At 44.9% G+C, this 15,162-nt stretch carries 10 protein-coding genes; 3 read left to right on the top strand and 7 right to left on the bottom strand.

All coding sequences use genetic code 11. The features are described from left to right. Nucleotides 1–75: 75 nt before the first annotated feature. The 4 genes from TQ33_RS00550 to TQ33_RS00535 all read right to left on the bottom strand — a co-directional run bounded on the left by TQ33_RS00550 (nt 76) and on the right by TQ33_RS00535 (nt 9,339). Nucleotides 76–1,251: a phosphoglycerate kinase gene (locus TQ33_RS00550; RefSeq protein WP_046560334.1), complete on the bottom strand. Its 1,176-nt coding sequence runs from the start codon at nt 1,249–1,251 to the stop codon at nt 76–78. Between the two features lie 229 nt (nt 1,252–1,480). Continuing rightward, nucleotides 1,481–2,482, bottom strand: a complete 1,002-nt coding sequence (gap, locus tag TQ33_RS00545) for a type I glyceraldehyde-3-phosphate dehydrogenase (RefSeq protein ID WP_046560333.1) — start codon at nt 2,480–2,482, stop codon at nt 1,481–1,483. Nucleotides 2,483–2,587: 105 nt separating this feature from the next. Then, a complete protein-coding gene (gene tkt, locus TQ33_RS00540; RefSeq protein ID WP_046560332.1) occupies nt 2,588–4,624 on the bottom strand; it encodes a transketolase in 2,037 nt (678 codons plus the stop codon). Between the two features lie 152 nt (nt 4,625–4,776). Then, nucleotides 4,777–9,339, bottom strand: a complete 4,563-nt coding sequence (locus TQ33_RS00535; protein WP_046560331.1) for an EAL domain-containing protein — start codon at nt 9,337–9,339, stop codon at nt 4,777–4,779. A gap of 143 nt (nt 9,340–9,482) precedes the next feature. Here TQ33_RS00535 and elbB point away from each other — a divergent pair, with 143 nt between their 5' ends. Beyond that, the gene (elbB, locus tag TQ33_RS00530) at nt 9,483–10,139 is read left to right on the top strand and encodes an isoprenoid biosynthesis glyoxalase ElbB (RefSeq protein ID WP_046560330.1); all 657 of its coding nucleotides are present in this window, start codon (nt 9,483–9,485) and stop codon (nt 10,137–10,139) included. Here the strand turns inward: elbB and TQ33_RS00525 are convergent. Continuing rightward, the gene (locus tag TQ33_RS00525) at nt 10,136–12,217 is read right to left on the bottom strand and encodes a thioredoxin domain-containing protein (RefSeq protein WP_046560329.1); all 2,082 of its coding nucleotides are present in this window, start codon (nt 12,215–12,217) and stop codon (nt 10,136–10,138) included. The genes elbB and TQ33_RS00525 overlap by 4 nt on opposite strands. A 106-nt stretch (nt 12,218–12,323) precedes the next feature. On the opposite strand from TQ33_RS00525, the gene TQ33_RS00520 reads away from it, so the two are divergent. After that, the gene (locus TQ33_RS00520) at nt 12,324–13,046 is read left to right on the top strand and encodes a DUF599 domain-containing protein (RefSeq protein ID WP_046560328.1); all 723 of its coding nucleotides are present in this window, start codon (nt 12,324–12,326) and stop codon (nt 13,044–13,046) included. A gap of 20 nt (nt 13,047–13,066) precedes the next feature. On the opposite strand, the gene TQ33_RS00515 is transcribed toward TQ33_RS00520, so the two are convergent. Both TQ33_RS00515 and TQ33_RS00510 read right to left on the bottom strand, forming a co-directional pair. Continuing rightward, nucleotides 13,067–13,660: a DsbA family protein gene (locus TQ33_RS00515; RefSeq protein ID WP_046562193.1), complete on the bottom strand. Its 594-nt coding sequence runs from the start codon at nt 13,658–13,660 to the stop codon at nt 13,067–13,069. Between the two features lie 123 nt (nt 13,661–13,783). Continuing rightward, the gene (locus tag TQ33_RS00510; protein WP_046562192.1) at nt 13,784–14,407 is read right to left on the bottom strand and encodes a c-type cytochrome; all 624 of its coding nucleotides are present in this window, start codon (nt 14,405–14,407) and stop codon (nt 13,784–13,786) included. Between the two features lie 99 nt (nt 14,408–14,506). Here TQ33_RS00510 and yihA point away from each other — a divergent pair, with 99 nt between their 5' ends. Beyond that, entirely contained in the window at nt 14,507–15,157 is a 651-nt protein-coding gene (gene yihA / locus TQ33_RS00505) for a ribosome biogenesis GTP-binding protein YihA/YsxC (protein ID WP_046560327.1), read from the top strand. Nucleotides 15,158–15,162 lie beyond the last annotated feature (5 nt).

Genomic DNA, 15,162 nt, shown 5'->3' with positions numbered 1-15,162 from the left:
CTTGTTATCCTCTTAAACTCTTAACTGTTTAATATTTAAATTCTTCACGCTCTGCCAGCTAGTAATTTCAAAAAGCTACTTGGCGCGCTCTTCTAGAATTGCTACTGCTGGTAACTCTTTGCCTTCTAAAAATTCCAAGAAAGCACCGCCACCCGTCGAAATGTACGACACTTTATCTTTGATGCCGTATTTATCAACCGCCGCTAACGTATCGCCACCACCTGCAATTGAAAAGGCATCACTTTCAGCAATGGCTTTTGAAATCGCCTCGGTGCCAGCACCAAACTGATCAAACTCAAAAACCCCTACCGGGCCATTCCACACAATAGTTTTTGCGTCTTTTAATACTTCGGCTAAATGCTCTGCAGATTGTGGCCCAATATCAAAGATCATATCGTCTTCTGCCACTTCGTCCACCGACTTAGTTTCGGCCGCCGCGTCTTCGGCAAACTCTTTCCCCGTAACCACATCTACTGGTACCGGAATTTCGCCGCCTTTAGCGTGCGCTTGTTCAATTAAACGCTTTGCTTCAGGGATCAAGTCTTCTTCACACAAAGACTTACCCACCGGCTTATCAGTCGCAGCTATAAACGTATTAGCGATTCCGCCACCGACGATCAACTGATCAACCACGGTTGAAAGCGATTCCAAAACGGTCAGCTTGGTTGATACTTTTGAACCACCAACAATTGCTACCATTGGACGTGCTGGATTATCCAAAGCTTTACCTAATGCTTCTAATTCGCCAGCGAGTAAAGGCCCGGCACAAGCAATTGGTGCAAACTTAGCTACGCCATGAGTCGAGGCTTGAGCACGATGCGCTGTACCGAATGCATCATTAACAAAAACATCGCAAAGTTCTGCGTACATTTTAGACAGGCGTTCATCATTGGCTTTTTCACCAACGTTACAACGAACGTTTTCAAAAACAACGACTTCGCCTTGCTCAATATCAACACCATCAAGGTATTCACTAACTAGGCGTACTGGGGCATCGAGTAAATCATCCAAATAGTCAGCGATTAACTGCATCGAATCTTTTTCTGTTAACACACCTTCAGTCGGGCGACCGCGATGTGACATCACCATGACTTTAGCGCCTTTCTCCAACGCTAATTTAATCGTTGGCAACGACGCCTGGATTCTAACATCACTTGTAATCTTGCCATCTTTAACCGGAACATTCAGATCTTCACGAATCAGTACTCGCTTACCTTTTAGATCTAAATCAGACATTCTCAAAACGTTCATGTTTTAGAACCTTTATTCAAAGTATTTCTATAATCTAAAAAACGCAAAAGACTTTCCGAAAAAAGCCTTTTGTTTTCACTATACCAACTAACATCTTTACACTTAGTGTATTTAAGTTAGGATTTTTGTTCTTTAGGCGAGGCATCTGCTATTTTTGCAGGGTGCGTGTACTACAGTACATAAGCACGAAAAAATAGCAGATAACAAAGCATAAAAACAAAAAGGTAACTTAAACACTCATCATTTTGATAGCGACATCTAGCATACGGTTCGAAAAACCCCACTCGTTATCGTACCAAGTAACCACTTTAACCAAGTTACCGTCCATAACACGAGTTTGGCCTGCGTCGAACGTTGAAGACGCTGGGCTGTGGTTAAAGTCGATAGACACTAGTGGCTCGTCGTTGTAATCAAGAACGTGACCGTCTGCTGCCTTCTTAACGATTTCATTAATTTCTTCAGCCGTCGTATCGCGACCTGCTGTGAACGTTAAGTCAACACAAGAAACATTGATCGTTGGTACGCGCATGGCGAAACCGTCCATCTTACCGTTCAACTCAGGAAGCACTAAACCTACCGCTTTAGCTGCGCCTGTTTTTGTTGGGATGATGCTTTGTGCTGCGGCACGTGCACGACGCAAGTCAGAGTGTTGGTTATCAATCAATTTCTGATCGTTAGTGTAGGCGTGAATTGTGTTCACTAGACCTGACTTGATGCCGACTGTGTCGTTTAATACTTTTGCTAGTGGCGCTAGGCAGTTAGTCGTACACGAAGCGTTTGATACCACTTTATGCTCTGGCTTTAAGATGTCATCGTTAACGCCGAAAACTACTGTCGCGTCTACGTCTGCAGCGCCTGGCGCTGAAATCAATACTTTCTTTGCACCGCCCTTGAAGTGCTTAGAAGCACCTGCTTGGTCTTTAAATACGCCAGTACATTCGAATACCACGTCAACGTCTTGGTCGCCCCAAGGAATTAGCTCAGGATTACGCTCAGCGTACAATTTGATTTTGTCGCCATTAACGATTAGGTGGTCACCGTCTGTAGAAACGTCAGCATTAAAACGACCGTGAGTCGTGTCATACTTTGTTAAGTGCTTCGTTGTTTCAGCTGGGTGTGAAGAGTTGATCGCCACAACTTCGATGCGGTCACGGTAACCGTGCTCATAAATTGCGCGTAACGCTGTACGACCAATCCGACCATAACCATTAATTGCTACTTTAACTGTCATTTGATTCTCCAAATCTTTTCCGTTTAGGGCTTATTTTGTAATCACGCTCAGCAAGTCAGCTCCATGCACATTTCGATGTCATGGGTGCCTCCCGACTCGTTATGATTAATCCAGTAAGCCACCTTCATCTAACATGTCTTCAGCTACAGCTAGAACGTTCTCCACTGTAAAACCGAAATGCTCAAATAAATCACCTGCTGGCGCTGACTCACCGAAGCTTGTCATGCCAACGATTTGACCTTCAAGGCCAACATACTTGTACCAGTAATCTGCAATCGCAGCTTCAATCGCGATACGAGCCGGAACGTCTGCTGGTAATACGCTTTCTTTGTAACTCGCATCTTGGGCGTCAAACGTATCCGTTGATGGCATCGATACCACGCGAATTTGCTTGCCCTTCGCCTTTAATTTTTCTGCGACTTCGACCGCTAAGCTCACTTCAGAACCTGTAGCAATCAAAATTAACTCAGGCTTTTCATCGCTATCGACTAAAACGTAAGCACCTTTAGCAACATCGGCTAATTGCTGCTCATTACGTTCTTGATGCGGTAAGCCTTGGCGACTTAAACTGAGCGCTGTCGGCCCATCTTGACGTTCAATAGCTGATTTCCAAGCAACCGCTGTTTCGACTGCATCACATGGACGCCATACCGAACAATTTGGTGTCGTACGTAAGTTTGCTAACTGTTCGATAGGTTGGTGTGTTGGGCCATCTTCGCCCAAGCCGATGGAGTCGTGAGTGAACACGTAAATCGCCTGTTGCTTCATTAAAGAAGCCATACGCACTGCATTGCGTGCATACTCCATAAAGATTAGGAAGGTACCACCATACGGTAATAATCCGCCGTGCAACGCCATACCGTTCATGATGGCGCACATACCAAACTCACGAACACCGTAATATAAATAGTTACCGCTAGCGTCTTTCGCCGTAATGCCTTTTGACTGCTCATTAATCGTTAGGTTAGAACCTGCCAAATCCGCAGAACCGCCCAACATTTCAGGCAATAAAGGTGCGTAAGCGTTTAACGCCATTTGTGACGCTTTACGGCTTGCAACCGTTTGGCCTTGCTCTTGCAGTTGTTTAATATACTTGTCCGCTTCTTCTGCAAAGTTGTCCGGAAGGCGCTTATCTAAACGGCGCTTTAATTCAGCCGCTAACTCAGGATGTGCTTCCGTGTAAGCAACAAACTTCTGATCCCAGTCGCTTTCAAGCTGCTTCCCCATATCACGTTTATTCCAAGCTGCTGCAATATCTTCTGGAATTTCGAAGGAAGCATGCGGCCAGTTCAATTCTTTACGCGCTAACTCAATTTCATCATCGCCTAAGGGTGCGCCATGGCACGATTCTTTACCCTGCTTGTTTGGTGAACCAAAACCAATCACGGTTTTACAGCAAATTAAGGTTGGGCGACTATCATCAGCTCGTGCTTCTTCAATCGCTTTTTTAACGGCTTCAGGATCGTGACCATCAACGTCTGCGATCACTTGCCAGCCATAAGACTCGAAACGTTTTGGTGTATCGTCTGAGAACCAGCCATCAACTTCGCCATCGATTGAAATGCCATTGTCATCCCAAAATGCGATTAATTTACCGAGACCTAGAGTACCGGCTAGTGAGCACACTTCGTGTGAAATGCCTTCCATCATGCAACCATCCCCCATGAAAACATAGGTAAAGTGGTCGATAATGTCGTGATCGGGACGGTTAAATTGCGCGGCCAGTGTTTTTTCTGCAATTGCAAAACCCACTGCGTTAGCAATACCTTGCCCTAACGGACCTGTGGTCGTTTCAACGCCTGGCGTGTAGCCATACTCAGGGTGGCCTGGGGTTTTCGAGTGTAATTGCCTGAAATTCTTAATATCTTCAATGCTGACGTCGTACCCTGTAAGGTGCAATAACGAGTAAACCAGCATAGAGCCATGACCATTCGACATCACAAAACGGTCACGATTAACCCAGTCGGGATTACTTGGATTATGGTTTAAAAAATCACTCCAAAGAACTTGAGCGATATCAGCCATCCCCATTGGGGCGCCAGGGTGACCTGACTTGGCTTTTTGGACGGCATCCATGCTGAGCGCACGGATAGCATTAGCTAATTGAAAACGACTCGGCGTGTCATTACCAGAAGTGGGCATCGAATCTCCTAACAGATATGAGTAAGGCCAGCAATTTTTGGGCGCTTATTGTCTCAAACCGTGCTCAGCCAATCAAATGAATTGGGCGTTTTTTGCTCAAATTAACGATCTTTTGCTGGCGTTAGCCGCGGAAAAGCACTTTTCACTTAAATCTAGCCCTCTTCCTCTCCTTCCATCTCTTTCAAAATATCAAACAAACTATAGTCCGGATTGGTCAACATCGCTTCAATTTCCCATGGAGGGACTGGCTTACTAAAGATATAGCCCTGGATTTCTTCACACTCCATTTCCCGCAGAGCTTCTACCTGTAATACCGTCTCTACGCCCTCTGCCACAACCTTTATTCCTAAGTTATGAGCCAAGGTCACAATAGAAGCCACCAGCTTTTGATCGCGTTCAGAGTCTTCCAGATCCCATACAAATGATCGATCAATCTTTAAGGTATCAATCGGGAAGTCTTTTAAGTTTCCTAGCGAAGAGTAACCCACACCAAAGTCATCCAGGGCTAAACTAATCCCCATTTCCTTGAGGGTTTTCATCTGCTGAATCGAATGAGCCAAGTCCTCCATCACCATACCTTCGGTAATTTCAAACTCTAGTGATGTCGCTTCTATTTTAGCGATATGTAGCGCTGTTTTAACCGTTTCCCACAAATTTTCATGGTAAAACTGAACCGCAGACAAGTTAACTGCAATTTTTCCATCGTAAATGCCACGATTCTTCCAGTCACGCAGCTGTAAACAGGTCTTTTCTATCACTTTCTGACTGATTGGGATAATAAAGCCAGCCTCTTCCGCCAGCGGGATGAACTCACCCGGCATGACCAAACCGCGGTTGGGGTTACGCCAGCGTACCAACGCCTCCATACTCGTAATTTTACCGGTTTCCAAGCTCACTTTCGGCTGATAGAAGACTACAAACTCATCTTTTTCAATGGCTTGGCGCAACTCACTTTCAAGGTTAATTCTTAACTGTGCCTGCTCATTCATTTGGCGGGTGTAGAATTGATAAGTATTCTTGCCTTTTTTCTTGGCATAATACATCGCCATATCGGCGTTCTTCAGCAGTTCTTCGGCGCTTTCACCATTCTCGGGATACATCACGATTCCAATGCTAGGCGAAACCACCACCTCAGCACTCGATAAAGGTAGAGGTTTTGAGAAATGATCGAGAATTGCTTGCGCATATTTTGCTGGCTGACTCCAAGTATCAACGTCGCTCAATACTACGGTAAACTCATCACCACCCAAGCGCGCCACTATGCCATTATTATCTTCCGAGATACTTAACAATGCTTTGGCTACCGAGGTTAGTAACTCATCACCAACTCCATGCCCAAGAGAATCATTAATGCGTTTAAAATTGTCTAAATCTATAAATAACAGTGCATGTTGATCCGAATCACCCGATAAGGCTAACAACTCTTCAAATCGTTGCTTAAAGCTATTTCGGTTGCGTAAACCGGTTAATTGATCGACGGTTGCGAGACGGCGTAATTCTTTTTCCGCTTTTTTGCGAAAAGTAATATCCGAAAAAACCCCGACATAGTTGATAATGTTACCATCACCATCACGCACCACATCAATATTAATCTCTATCGGATAAACCTGACCGTTGTTCCTAATCGCCTCTAGTTCGCCGCTCCAGCTTCCTTCAGACACTAAGACTTCACGCAACTCTTCAATGAAATTATCCGGCGCATTTACAATGGCGGTTTCTCTGATGGGTTGGCCGATAACCTCTTCAGAATCAAAGCCGGTAATTTTAGTGTAAGCCTTATTCACTGCAATATAGTTATAATCTTCATCCAAAATCCAGACCCCGTCTGAGATATTATCGAAGGACTTCACCACCATGCTCAATTGCTGCTCGGTGTCTTTTAAGTCGCTAATATTCTTCAAGGTGCCCGCCATTCTCAGCGGCTTTTTATGCTCATCCCTAGCCACCACTTTGCCGCGATCCAGCACCCAAATCCAACCGCCTCGTTCATTGCTGATACGATAAGTGCTCTCAAAGTGTAACGATTTTCCGGCTAAATGAGCGTTAAGTGCTTGTTTGACGTAAGGTAAGTCATTGGGGTGGATATTCGAGTTAGCCATTGAATAACCACTACGGATACCGTCGCGTGGGAAGTCATAAGGCCATTCGTTCGACAGGTGCAAAGCCCCAGTATTAACCTGCCAATCCCAAAGCTCATCGCCACTTCCCCACAGTGATAACTTAAGACGCTCTTCACTTTCCGCCAGCTGCTGGGCTGCTGATTGACGCTCACGCATCCTTGACCAAATCAAATAAGAAAAGGCAAGAATCACCAAACCGAGTATAAATCCATAAACGGTATACGCCAGCGGGGATAACCAGGATAAGGTTTGAACCTTCACCTCAATTTCTGCTGGCTGTTCGCTCCAGAACCCATCTTTATTCGCAGCATTGACTTTGAAGTGATAAGTTCCCGGCTTTAAATTCGTGTAAGTAACGCGACGGCTTTTAGCGTCTGTCTCTATCCAGTCAGAATCATAACCTTCCAACATGTAACGAAAGCGATTACTCCAAGGATCCGTGTAATTAAACCCCGAAAAATCAAAACTAACGGCAGTATCTTCAGGGTAAATTTTAACCTGCTCAGCAATATTCGCTGGCTTGGTTAATCGCTGACGATGTGCTTCGCCCACAATAATCGAGTGATTATTGACTAGAATATCCGTAATCACTGGTTTAGGAGGTGTGTCGTCTTCGGTATAAGCTGATGGGTTAAAGGAAATGACCCCATTCATACCACCAAAGTATAGGTTTCCCACCCGATCGCGAGTCGTCGCTCCAGTATTAAACTCTATGATAGGCTGGTCTTCGGTCATCGAGAATTGGGACATACTGTAATCAGAGGTATCAATTCGATACAAGCCACCACCAGTTCCCGCCCAAATGGTTCCGGACTCGTCTTGAAGTAATGAGTAAATGGTTTCGTGCAAACTGCTAACCGCATTATTCAACACCGTGTATTGCTGACTCACTAGGTCCACAACCACCAAGCCGTTGCCAAAAGTACCGACCCATAACCGTGAATCTTGATCAAGCGCTAGACTTAACACCACTTCTTTTGCTTGCGGTGGCAAATCAGTAAACAGGTTATCTAACGAGATGAAGCTTTCATCCTGTTTACTAAATCGGTAAACGCCACTATCAGAGCCAACCCACAGATAGTCACCTGACTTATCCGGCATAAGAACATTGATGCGGTTATTTCTGTGGTAATTGATATCAACTAAGCGGTATTTCTTTAAAGAATGATCAGCACCCAAGCGCCACACGCCTTTAGCCGTCCCTAACCATAAGAATTGCTGGTCATAGTGCGCGGTCAAAAAGTAATCTCGCGGACTGCTGGCCTGATACACTAACTCAAACGACAACTTTAATTCATCAAACTTCCATATTGACTGTTCAGAAATCAACCAGTGCCGCCCAGCACCAATCTCTATTAATTTATTGATGCTCTTACCTTCCAGTTCTGGTGGCAATGTGACTTCCACGGGTTCAGCACCATCATAAGTCCGTTTGAGCACTGTCAGACCACTAACATCACTTCCGACTAATAAGTGATCATAGCTGGTCGCTAGCAAAGAATAAGTTACATCACTTTTAAGCGATCCATGCTTGCTTTGAGAATGATCGATATGAATAAAATTGATCGCATTAGGATTGATTTTATTGAGGTAGGAGGAAGAGCCAATCCAAAGAATATCGCTACTATCTTGGTATAAAACATTAATCCGATTACTGCCAACAGCACCCGGCTTACCATAAGTATGATGATCAACAACTCGCTTATTCTTAATGGTGTAGAGACCTTTTTTCTGAGTTCCCACCCACAATCGTTGCTCTTTATCAAAATACAAACTATTCAGCTTAAGTTCGTTATCTTCAAGCCCAATATCTTCTATCCGTAACTGTTTAAAGCTTTGCTCCACAGGATCAAACTCAACCAAACCTGCTTGAGGTGATAGTAGCCACAAGCGGCCCTCAGGCGTTTCAGCCATCGCTTCTAGCAAGCCCAAGCTTTGCATGGCTGGATTATCAATCACGATAAATTGATTCACCGCGGGCATGAAACGCGCCAAATCACCCCGTGTGGTCACTAGCCATACTCGTTGCTGACTGTCGACGATGATATCTTTTACCTCAGACAAAGCCGCTGGCACGCGTCGGCTTTTCATAATGGGAAGCGTACGAAAACCGTTTATCGCTGGGTCGTAATAAGACGGGCCGCCATAGGTTCCAACCCAAACCCCCCCTTTATCATCGACAGCCAAGCTGGAGACAAAGTTGTCTGCAATTGAAAATGGTTCTTGAGCGTTATGATAAAAATTGATGATTTTCCCAGTGCTTTGCTGAAAAAGAGCCAGACCATTTTGGGTCGCAATCCATAGTTCACCCTCACTATCAATGACCAAGTCTTTAATTCGTGTACTGGGTAACTCGCTGTTTTGCTTGTTATAAATCTTAACGCTATAGCCATCAAAACGATTTAAGCCATCCTCAGTACCTATCCAAAGAAAGCCGTGTCGATCTTCGACAATCGAAGTCACGGTGCTTTGTGATAATTCACCTTCAAGCAAAGCAGCCGCAGCATATTGCGCCCGCGCTGGCGAATAGACAGTACTCGTAAACAACCATCCCCAGAGGAGCAAAGACAGTAGGATGAAAGCATTCTTTGGCATCAAGATCCTTTGTAGGTAAGTGCTACCTTTTACTTAAGCCTTTAGTTTCAACTAAATTACTTTAAAAATCAAAACTCTGTAACTTAATTTATCGGCTTATCTATATTATCATCAAAGATAACATTCAAGACATGGAGATCCCCATGACGAAAATTGCAGTGGTTTTATCCGGTTCAGGCGTGTTTGATGGAGCCGAGATTCATGAAAGTGTTCTCACATTACTGGCTCTAGAGCGACATGGTTTTGACTACCAATGTTTCGCGCCTAACATTGAGCAAATGCACGTCATCAATCATTTAACAGGTGATGTTGCCGAAGGAGAAAGTCGCAATGTCTTAGTAGAGTCAGCCCGCATCGCTCGTGGTAATGTAAAAGACTTGGCCGAAGCCAAAGCTGATGACTTTGACGCCGCTATCTTACCCGGTGGCTTTGGTGCCGCTAAAAATCTTTCTGACTTTGCCGTTAAAGGCAGTGACTGTAGCGTCAACCCCGATCTAGTTAACTTCATCAAAGGCTTCGCTAAAGATAAAAAGCCGGTCGGATTTATGTGTATCGCGCCAGCGATGTTGCCCCATATTTATGGTGAAGGCATTAAGCTAACGATCGGTACAGACCAGGATACCGCTGATGCTATTGAGGCCATGGGCGGCGTTCATCAAGCATGTCCTGTCGACAACATCGTTGTTGATGCAGGCAATAACTTAGTCACCACTCCGGCTTATATGCTGGCCTCTAGCGTTTCTGAAGCTGCCAAAGGCATTGATAAGTTGGTCGACAAGATTGCTGATATGCTCGGTTAATTAACGTTTCGATTCGCAAATTCTTTTAGCGCTTCAAAATCATCAATCACAGGAAAACATTGATGCTCTCGGCAACAGTAAGCGGACAGCTGCTCTGTTGCTGGGAATTTTTCTTCTAAGACTGGGTCATTAATACCTTTCTCCAATGCGAACACCCACCGTCCCGGATTCAAACCGGTTGCTAAGTATTCTTGCAAAGGCGGCAACTCGAAACCTTCACCGCGCAACACCCATAACTCCAGTCCTTGCTGCCATACTTCCAATAAACGTATCACCGAAGGGTATTGTAATGGTGCTTGCTCTGCTTCTGAACCTGCTTGCAACAGACTCTTTTCGATAAAGATCTGCCGCTCCGTATCGCCGGTCATTTCAGCAACGACCCACACCGCTTCTAGCGCTTGAGCCGCGCTGTTTGGCATAGCATCATCACTCCAGCTCTTATGTCTCGTAATTACCGTTTCCTGATGATCAGAAGTAAAGTAAAAACCTCCGCGCTCTTGGTCAGCGAACTCTTGCCATAAAATGTCACACAATTGCTTGAGCCAGCTCCAGTTTTGCTGTGAAAAAGTATCGGCTAATGACAAAAGTAGCGCTTTGGCCAAATAACCATAGTCATCTAAAAATCCTTGCTGGTAGGCCTTACCGTCTTTAAAGCAAGCCCAAAGTTGTTTATTCAGCCACACTTTCTCCCGTAAGTACTGCCGACAGCCATTGATTAAACCGTCAGACACAGCTTTGCTTCCCGCTTTTTTAGCTTGTAACAATCCCTGTAAAGTTAATGCATTCCAGCTGGTGAGCAACTTGTCGTCGCGAAAAGGCAATGGCCGTGTGTCGCGAACTAACTTCATCTGCTGGCGTGCAGACTCCATCAAAATAGGCGCTTGTTTCTGGTGGACTTGAGTCTCTTCTGCCACATCACGCCATGCCTTGCGCGTAACCAGATGCCATTGTCCCTCGAAGTTAGCAGTATCATTCAACCCGTAATAAGCTTTAGCAAACTGTTGCTCTTCATCGCTGAGGAAATCTAACTGTTGCGGACTCCAGCAGTAATAGGCACCTTCTCGGCTTACCCCCTGTTCATCCAAACTATCAGCGTCTAACGCAGAGTAAAAGCCTCCTTCAGGCGCCAGCATTTGCTCCTCAAGCCAGCGGATGGTTAAGTCCACTGACTGCATTAATTCGCCATCAGCAAAATAGTGTCCCGCTTCTGACATTAGGCTTAATAGCTGACCATTGTCATACAACATTTTCTCAAAGTGAGGTATATCCCAACGTTCATCGACACAATACCTGAAGAAACCACCCGCAAGATGGTCGAACAACCCGTATCGACTAAAACCCTGTAACGAGCCTATTACCGCCTGACTCAATGCTTCGACATTTCTAGCTTCTAAATCCTTAGACTCTAATAGGTGAAGTGCAGAATACCAGATAGCGGGTTGTGGGAACTTGGGCGCTCCTTCCATTCCACCGTATCGAAAGTCATGACGTTCAATAATACTCGAACACAGAGCTTCAGCTAACGATTTGGTACTGCTGGAGCTATCTGACTTTCCGCCAGTCTCGCCACCTGCAACAACTCTCAACGCCTGTGTTAGGCGCTGGTTTTGCTCTGCAATATCCCCCTTTTTATCACGATAGACCTCACTGATCTTTTGCAATAGCTCAGTGAACGCTGGCAGTCCATGGCGAGGTTCTTTAGGAAAATAGGTGCCACTAAAAAACGGAACCAGTGTGTGTGGATCTAAAATCGTGGTTAAGGGCCAACCACCCGCTTGGCGATTAAGCAACTGATGTGCCAACTGATATGTCTTATCCAAGTCAGGCCGTTCTTCACGATCCAATTTAATATTAATAAAGTGTTCGTTCATGACATCAGCCACAGATTGGTCCTCGAACGACTCATGCGCCATCACATGACACCAGTGACAAGAGGAGTAGCCCACCGATAATAAAATAGGTTTATCCATTTCTTTGGCTAAAGTAATAATCTCATCACTCCATTGCTGCCAATAAACCGGGTTATCTTTGTGCTGTAGTAGATACGGGCTGTTAGCCTGATCCAAAGTATTTCGCATGACTTTCCTTTATCAATATGATGATTAATATTCGCTTGTATAAATGTATAAAGCATGGCACTTTTAGCCTAATGAATGCAACCGTAACCAACGAAAATTGTAGCCTATGACTTTTTCATTCATGCCACTTTTAGACTGGATCGCCCTAACATGGTTTTTGCTGTGTTGGATCGGCTATACCTACTTTGCTCGCATCAAGCAGCGTAACAGTTCTACTATCGCTAACCAGCTTGAAGCTAATCGTGTCGAATGGTTAGAAAGAATGATCCAGCGAGAAATGCGCATGGCTGATATCAGTGGCTTAGGAATTTTACAACGTAACGTCACCTTCTTTGCTTCCACCACAATTTTTATCATTGCTGGTTTATTGACGGTTTTGGGTTCGACGGAAAAAGCTATTGTGCTCCTCCAAGCCTTACCTTGGATTGAAATTGACTCCAGAGCCACCTGGGAACTGAAGATCCTTATTTTAGTCGTGACCTTTGCTTACGCCTTCTTTAAGTTCACTTGGTCTATGCGTCAGTATAACTTTGCCATTGTCCTTTTCGGCTCAGCCCCTGACTCAGAAGATCCAGCAAAAGACAGGGATATCTTTATTCGACACACCAACTGGTTATTGAGCAGAGCTTCGAATTCGTTTAACTATGGCTTACGCGCTTACACTTTTGCCTTAGCCACGCTTGGCTGGTTCTTCAACCCTGTGGTTTTCATGATTGCTTCCACTCTGGTCGTAGGCGTTTTGTATCGTCGTGAATTTCGATCTGCAACGCTGGCTGCGTTGTATAACGCCAGCCATCACAGTAACGAGAAAACGTTGAGTGCTGATTAGCGAATAATCAGCACGGGCTCTTAGAGCGTTTTGAGATAATTTAGAACGTCTCGAAATTTCTTTACCGTCATGGTACTGCGCGCATCGGTGGCAAACTGGCCTTTCACTACCACCGTTGGCGCATATTGGATGGCATAGTTTTCTGCCAGTGCTTCTGCTTGATTGATTCTATCGTACAAGCGACGATCTTCCAGCAATTCCGCAACCGCTTCTTTGTCATACCCAAGCTCGAAGATTGCTTCGAATAATGCGTTTTGATCCTTAGGATCGAGTTCGCCAGCATCAATTTGTTGATTTAATCTTAACCAGGCGTCTGGCTCACCTTCCAGCATTTCCATCACATAGAACACTTTAGCCGCCGGGCGCCACTCTTGGCGAGCAATCAGTGGCACCATTTCAAAGCCCTCAAGCTCTGATGATAACTCTGCTTCAATCTTGCGGCATGAGTCACAGCCCAGCCACGTAAAAAATAAATTATCTCCTGTCGCGGCAGAAATCCCTTCCACTTGAGCTATCTGCCAATAGTCCTCACCCTCTTTAAACTCAGCCGATGCAACTTGAACCATCATTATCTGAATCATCAGTAGCGCTAACACTGTTATTAATTTACGCATCCCATTACCCTGCTTACTAAACCAATCTTTGTTTCTGACCATTCTTTTACCAGCACACAGCCAATAAAAAAGGCGACTAGAAGTCGCCTTTTTACCTTGAATCTTACGCTAAATGCAAGTCAATTAGTGTAAACCTAGCATGAAGTGAGCAACCGCTTCGATTTGCTGATCTGACATGCGAATCGCGATATCACGCATAATAGCGTTCGAATCATTAGCACGGTCACCATGCGAGAATGCTTTTAGCTGCTTAATCGCATACTCAGGATGTTGACCAGAAACCGCAGGGTAACCCGCTAAGTTCAAGCCTTGACCCGTTGCACCGTGGCAGGCGCTACACGCTGGAACTTTACGCTCAGCATCACCTTGGAAGTAAATTTTCTTACCTAAGTCCAAGAATTCTTTTTCAACCGCACCCATTTGCGTTTCTTGTGAAGCAAAATATGCTGACAAATCAGCAATGTCTTGCTCGCTCAAGTTTTTAACCATCGGCGCCATAGAAGCGTCATAACGGCCTTGGCTTGGATCTTCAGTACCAGCTTGGAAGTCTTTAATCTGCTTCTCAAGGTATTCTTCATTCTGACCTGCTAACTTAGGCCACATTGGATTACCACTGTTACCGTCCTTGCCATGACAAGCGGCACAAGTAGAAGCCAATTCTGCACCTTTAGCTACATCACCCTCAAGGGCCGTAGTTGGTGCACTCCACGCTACAAAAACAAAAGCAAAAATAGCTAACTTTTTCATCAGGTTACCTACTAAAATATAAAAACTGTTGTCGACACTCTCGCCGCCAACAAAATAAAATCGAAAAGCTCGGTGAATTATAGGGAAGTAACCGTTAAAATGCCAATATCCAAAGGCAAAAAAACTATATTTATGCATTATCAGAAAGCTAAATACTTACTGGGCGCGGCTAAAATCAGCCAACTCCCAGCCGATGAGGGCATAGAAGTTGCCTTTGCAGGACGCTCCAATGCTGGGAAATCCAGTGCTTTGAATGCCCTGACACAACAAAAAAGCTTAGCCCGTACCAGTAAAACTCCCGGACGGACACAGCTTATTAATGTTTTCACCCTCGACGAAGGCGCGCGCTTAATCGATTTACCCGGTTACGGCTACGCAAAGGTTCCCGAAGCGACTAAATTGTTATGGCAAGAAGAACTCTCTCGCTATCTGCAAGAGCGCCAGTGCTTACGCGGTTTGGTGCTTTTGATGGATATTCGTCATTTCCTCAAAGACACCGATCAGCAAATGTTGGTTTGGGCTCATGAAGTTGGGTTGCCTGTACACTGCTTATTAAGTAAGTCTGATAAACTGAAACAGGGCGCGAAATCCAAAGCCTTGTTGCAGTGCAAAAAGCAAGTCAGTGAACTTCATCCTGAAGCAAGCGTACAAGCTTTCTCTTCGACCAAAAAACATGGGTTAGACCAACTTTTAGCCAAATTAGATGCATGGTACGCTAGTCCAGAGAGCGCTTCCGAACAAGAGGAATAGGTTTT

Source organism: Kangiella geojedonensis, assembly GCF_000981765.1.
Taxonomy (GTDB): Bacteria; Pseudomonadota; Gammaproteobacteria; order Enterobacterales; family Kangiellaceae; genus Kangiella; species Kangiella geojedonensis.
This window is presented reverse-complemented; position numbering and strand designations above follow the sequence as displayed.

Excerpts from the sequence above, each read along its gene's own strand:
- TQ33_RS00535 (WP_046560331.1), bottom strand. The coding sequence starts at position 9,339 with ATGCCAAAGAATGCTTTCATCCTACTGTCTTTGCTCCTCTGGGGATGG.
- TQ33_RS00515 (WP_046562193.1), bottom strand. The coding sequence starts at position 13,660 with ATGCGTAAATTAATAACAGTGTTAGCGCTACTGATGATTCAGATAATG.
- TQ33_RS00525 (WP_046560329.1), bottom strand. The coding sequence starts at position 12,217 with ATGCGAAATACTTTGGATCAGGCTAACAGCCCGTATCTACTACAGCAC.
- gap (WP_046560333.1), bottom strand. The coding sequence starts at position 2,482 with ATGACAGTTAAAGTAGCAATTAATGGTTATGGTCGGATTGGTCGTACA.
- TQ33_RS00550 (WP_046560334.1), bottom strand. The coding sequence starts at position 1,251 with ATGAACGTTTTGAGAATGTCTGATTTAGATCTAAAAGGTAAGCGAGTA.
- tkt (WP_046560332.1), bottom strand. The coding sequence starts at position 4,624 with ATGCCCACTTCTGGTAATGACACGCCGAGTCGTTTTCAATTAGCTAAT.
- TQ33_RS00520 (WP_046560328.1), top strand. The coding sequence starts at position 12,324 with ATGACTTTTTCATTCATGCCACTTTTAGACTGGATCGCCCTAACATGG.
- yihA (WP_046560327.1), top strand. The coding sequence starts at position 14,507 with ATGCCAATATCCAAAGGCAAAAAAACTATATTTATGCATTATCAGAAA.
- TQ33_RS00510 (WP_046562192.1), bottom strand. The coding sequence starts at position 14,407 with ATGAAAAAGTTAGCTATTTTTGCTTTTGTTTTTGTAGCGTGGAGTGCA.
- elbB (WP_046560330.1), top strand. The coding sequence starts at position 9,483 with ATGACGAAAATTGCAGTGGTTTTATCCGGTTCAGGCGTGTTTGATGGA.